4 protein-coding genes are annotated in these 5,313 nt (G+C 38.3%); all 4 read right to left on the bottom strand.

Translation table 11 applies throughout. The features are described from left to right. Positions 1-1,107 (bottom strand): TolB-like translocation protein (locus QMA09_RS16820; RefSeq protein ID WP_290213959.1); only part of this gene is annotated, 1,107 nt, incomplete at its 3' end. Positions 1,108-1,144: 37 nt separating this feature from the next. Next, positions 1,145-2,638, bottom strand: coding sequence for a HAMP domain-containing sensor histidine kinase (locus QMA09_RS16815; protein WP_290213958.1), 1,494 nt, complete (start codon positions 2,636-2,638; stop codon positions 1,145-1,147). Beyond that, positions 2,638-3,315 carry a response regulator transcription factor gene (locus QMA09_RS16810; protein WP_290213957.1) on the bottom strand — a complete coding sequence of 226 codons (678 nt, stop codon included), beginning with the start codon at positions 3,313-3,315 and terminating at the stop codon, positions 2,638-2,640. The genes QMA09_RS16815 and QMA09_RS16810 overlap by 1 nt, the downstream gene beginning before the upstream one ends. 1,566 nt (positions 3,316-4,881) lie before the next feature. Then, positions 4,882-5,313: ATP-binding protein (locus QMA09_RS16805; protein WP_290213956.1), on the bottom strand; the 432-nt coding region annotated here is incomplete at its 5' end.

Below are 5,313 nucleotides of genomic sequence, written 5' to 3'. Positions count from 1 at the left end.
TATCTCAACTTCGTCGATGAATTTATCTTCCGATGTTGTAGTACCGACATAGGCTGTTTTAGAATCCGCGCTCCAAGCGCCTGCCATCTTGATAATCGCGTATAAATCAGCATTCCCCATAATCTGAACTTCATTCGCTAGCTTCCCATCAATAATTTCTGCCATGTAAATATTTGTTTTATAACCATCGCCTACTTGTACGGGCGTATCGAAAAGAAGCTTTTCTTTATCTGGAGACAGTTTATAAGAAGGTGTCCAGATGCCTTCTTCGTCTTCACCGCCTGCTACGAGTTGGGTTACTTCATTTGATAGTAAGTCCATTAAGTAGATACCTGTTTTTCCCCTATAAGCATCACTGAAAATGATTTTATTTGGTTCGATAAATTCATAACTCTCCAACCCCATTTCAACATCAGGCAGGGTGGAAACTGTTTTCATTTCCCCGTCATGGTTTAAATGATACAAGCCAAAACCTCTCTCTACAGAGGTTCCTGTTACATAAATCCCGTTAGTGTCTCTTTGTATGTTAGATAAAACTAAGCCATCTATTTCAAATTGGCGGGTTAAATCCCAACTTGCTATTTCTAGCGTATCAACTTCAATAATCTGCACTTGAATCTTTGGCGATGTATGAGAAATATGAATAACTTCATTTCCTTCGGCATCTGCAAAGTAATATTCATCCATTTCAGCATCGGTCCCGATTTCTTTCTCAGTACCTGATTCGAAATCCACCACATAAACTTGAGCACCATCTCTACTAATAGCGCGCTTGCCATTTTCGGACACTTCATTAAATTCCCGAGCAGCGATTTCACTTTTTTCTAATTCCGGAATACTTACACGGTTAGTAGCACCATCTTTATTGAAGATAATCTGATTTCCCAAAAAGCCTGTATAATTGGATGCTTCACTTACCGGAATCTCAATTGGGATGGTTCCTTCATGAGATACGCCAATCGCGCTATCCGAAAGGGAACTTTCGAGTCGAACGTCTTCTGTGATGGTCACAGTTTTTTCTGTATCCGCCTTGCTTTGAATAGCATAGCCAGCTGCAAAGACCGTAACGAAAGCCAGCATAGTGAAACCTTGGATTTTTCTCATCATTCTTATTCCTCCTCAAGTATGTTTGTGCACATACTGATCATAGAACAATATTATTTCCAACCATCTCAAAGTTGTTGCCACTTTGTTGCCAATTTGGTAAAGAAATTTCAATGATTGCCTGCTCATTCGCGTAACCGAATGAAATCGTGCCTTGATGTTTAGTGATGATTTGCTCGCAGATAAACAGTCCCAATCCATGGCTGTCTTTTGCAGCACCGTGAACAAACGGTTCAAAAGCATGTTGGATAATCTTAGAGGGAATAAAATCGCTGTAATTTTTAATGATAATCTTCTTCGATACATCAATTTCAATTGTATGATTCGGTTTTCCATGTTTGATTGCGTTCGATAAGATATTAAGGATGACCTGCCGCATTTCATCCGGATTGCCTTTAATGCTAAAAGGCTGGCCAGTTAACAATATGGGCATCTTAGCATCAGTCGCTTCCATCTTGATATCTTCACAGACCGAGTTGATAAGCGAGAACAAATCAAATACCTCAACCATACGGGCAACATCAGCTTGAGCTTTTGAGAAAGAGAGCAATTGAACAACCATATTGTTTAACCGTTCACTCTCGGAGTGAATTCTACTGGCGGCTTTTTCTAAAAATAGTGGATCGTCGAAATATTTCTCTCCGATGATTTGAGCGTAACCGGAAATGGTGGTCAGTGGTGTTTTCAGTTCGTGCGTTACGTTATGGAAAAAATCAGTGCGTTTTTTCTCCAGCAACAATACTTTCTCTTTTTCCATTTCGATTACATGCATTTGCTGTTGAATTTCATTTTGCATCAGTTGAAAATTCTTCGCTAGTTCCCCAATTTCATCTGAAGTATGTACATCCGCCTTCACTTTATAATTGCCCTTTGCAATTTGTTTTGTTGCATTAGAAAGGGAATGCAGAGGCTTGATCAGCTGGTTAGTCAGCAGCAAGGAAATGATAAATACACCGACAAAAAGCAAGATGCTGAGTAGTGTGAAGCTGTTCAATAACTGTTGATTGTGTTTAAACATTACGGAATAATCGCTAGTAAACTTCAATACACCGTAAAAAGCACCTTCAATATAGACCGGATACGCGAAATGAAGCAGTGTTCCACCTGCGACCGTTTCAAGTGTATAAGTAGCCTTATTTTGGAAAGCCTGTGCAAGTTCTGTGCTGCTGTTTTCCTTTAAGCTTTCTTGGTATTTTTGGTTCTCCAGCAGCAATGGCTTATCAATAGGCGTTGCTTCATTTAGAAAAGATCCATCAGCATCATAGATGGAAATGCTCTGAGAATTGATAGTACTGAGTTCTTGTGCAATCGTACTGCCAAACTCGGCAAATAGTTTCTCATCGCTGCCCTGCAATTTTGAGAACTGTTTTATGTATTCTTTGGAAGTGTGCTGTAATTTTGTTAAATCATTTTCCAGCACGGTTGTGGTGTTATTTTCAATTGCTTTTTCCATAATTTGATAAAAACTGAAGGCGGCTAAGGTGAATAGCAATAAGAATCCTATGAAAAATTTCTTTCGGATTGTCCATTTCATCAACTAATACCACTCATTTTATAGCCGGTGCCAAAGACAGTTTCAATAATCGATGAATCCAGCTTTTTGCGAATCCGCTGCACATGAACATCCACCGTGCGCAGGCCACCTTCAAAATCCATCGCCCATATCGAGTCCAGAATTTCCTCACGGGAAAATACCCGGTTTTTATGTTGGGCGAATAACAACAGAAGTTCATATTCTTTTGGTTTCATGGCTACCGGTTCTTCGTGTTTTAGTACAGTATGGGAATTGGGAATAATACGGATCTCTTCATTTACGGATAAATAATTGATGGATCGTCCATCAGTGAAACGCCGCAGCAATGCTTTTGCTCTTGCAGCCACTTCCCGTACATCAAATGGCTTCGTCATATAATCATCAGCACCCAATTCCAATCCCAATATCTTGTCAACGATGTCATCGCGGGCTGTTAACATCATGACAGGCAAATTGCTCGTCGCTTTTATTTTCTTGCATAGCTCGAAACCGGTGGTATCGGGTAACATCAAATCTAAAATGACCAGATCTATTTTGGTGCCTTGGAAAAGGGATAATGCAGCTTCACCTGTAGTAGCTCCGTGTACAATATATCGTTCTTTTCTCAAGGCATAGGCTAATATATCAAGAATGGATTCTTCGTCTTCGACAATTAAAATGGATTGTTGTATCTTCATGATCATGCCTCTTCTCAATTTACAGTTATTTCTTTATTTTACTAAAAAGTTGTTGCTAAAGTGTTGCTGGCTTAAAGTTAATAAAATATTTTTTTCGTTTCTATAGCTTAAATTAAAGATTATGTAGAGTTCTTAATTAAAATGACTGGTTTACATATGAGGGATTATTAGAAGTTGTATGAATAAAAATGGAGAAAAGAGGTCGGTTAGAGCACCTCTTTTCTCCATTTTTGTTTGTATAAGTGTACTTTTACGAACGCTTCATTAGTAGACTAAGCTTATTGATATAAAATGAAATCTCACAATAACCAAAGCCAACAGCCAACCGTTTAAGAACCCTTTAACAAATCTGACTAGGAAGGATATTCCAGTTCTTCTGTCGAATCTACTTCTAACTTCCTTTAGAACAGATTCATAATTTAAGTTACGGACAACCGCAATGAACTTATCTTCACCGTTAGACCTTGGCAACTATTTATATAACTTTTATAAGACAACCTTTTTTTCGAGGAGGGAGAGTATGAAAAAGGTTTTGTAAAAAAAATGACCAAGGATTGGGACTGGTATGCCGTCTAGGCCTTTTATGAATGCCTCATTTCAGAAGGGCCAGATCCATAAATGAGGAATGAAAATTCCCGCGATGAACGTAAAATGTTTAAGGAAAGCATTTTCTCATTAAGGCTCCTTCTATTGATCTGGCCAATGCCTTTGGTGAACAGGAAGCCACAAAGTAGCAGTATGATTGCTTAAATTCCTACGATGAAAAGGTGAAATGAAAATATTATATGAAGTTATTAAAGCTCAGATTAAGACTGCATTGCGAAACTATAAGTAATGGAAAGGAGAAAAAAATGATAGGAGAAATAATTGCCGGTATCGCTGTCATACTTGTTTGCTTTTCTTGTGCTTTGTTCGCGATTTTTATCTTGAAAAAGAAAGAGTTCGTAGAAACGGAGAAATTCAGGGTTTTTAAAAATATCTTATTCTTCCCCCCAATCGTGAATTATTGGATACTTAAACTTTTTTTGCTTCTTGGAGGACTTTTTTTAGGAGGCTATTTAACTTACGTACTTTTTTATCAAATATCAGAAGGCATAATCTAAATATATAGTTTAAGCCAGTAATAGGTGCATATTTAACCTGCTCCATTTATTCTTTATTATGGTTAGGTCATATATCGGCTCTTTTTAATTGAACACTATGTTTACATATCAACGGTTATCAGAAGCTGCTTAAATTCGAATGGAGAGAGAGGCTGATTACGGCCTATTTTCTCCATTTTTGTCGTTAAAAGTGTCCTTTTGCGAACGGTTCATTAAGGACTATGTTGATTCAAGAGGCAAGTTCTCATTTGATAGAGGCCATCCATTAAAGAGCCATTTGATAAATCAGATTAGGGAGGATATTCCAGTGGTTCTAGAGAATCTATTTCTAACCTTAATTTGAAAAAGACCAGAAAAAATTAATTTATAGATATTAGTCATAAATTAATTTTGCCTTTATTCCATTCCGATGTAAATGTCAACTTGACTATGTACATTTTCGCTTGTTTAATGATGCACAACTTCACTCGTTTTCAGAAGCTAAATGATGCTTTATGCGATAAGATTCGCCGACAATGCTGACCACCGTAGCGTGATGCAAGATGCGGTCCAGGATGGCGTTGGCGATCTTCGTATCCTGAAAGACCTCGTCCCACGACTTGAAGTTCACATTGGTCGTGAAGATGGTGCTGCGCTTTTCGTACCGCATATCAATGAGTTGGAAAAAGCTTTTGGCATCTTCCGGATCAATTGGTAAATAGCCGATTTCATCAATGATCAGAAGTTTGTATTTCGTGTAGTGTTTTAAACGGGCCTCTAAGCGATTCTCCAATCGCGCTTTCTTTAATTGCTGAAGAAGATCATGGCACTTGATAAAATAGGTGCTTGTTCTTTTCTTGGCGGCTGCGATTCCGATGGAAGTGGCCAAATGGGTTTTGCCCACACCGCTGGTGCC

It is taken from the genome of Planococcus sp. APC 3906, from assembly GCF_030407685.1.
In the GTDB taxonomy this organism is placed as follows: Bacteria; Bacillota; Bacilli; order Bacillales_A; family Planococcaceae; genus Planococcus; species Planococcus koreensis.
Note: the sequence above shows the minus strand (reverse complement) of the source record. Positions and strands in the feature narration are given on the sequence as shown.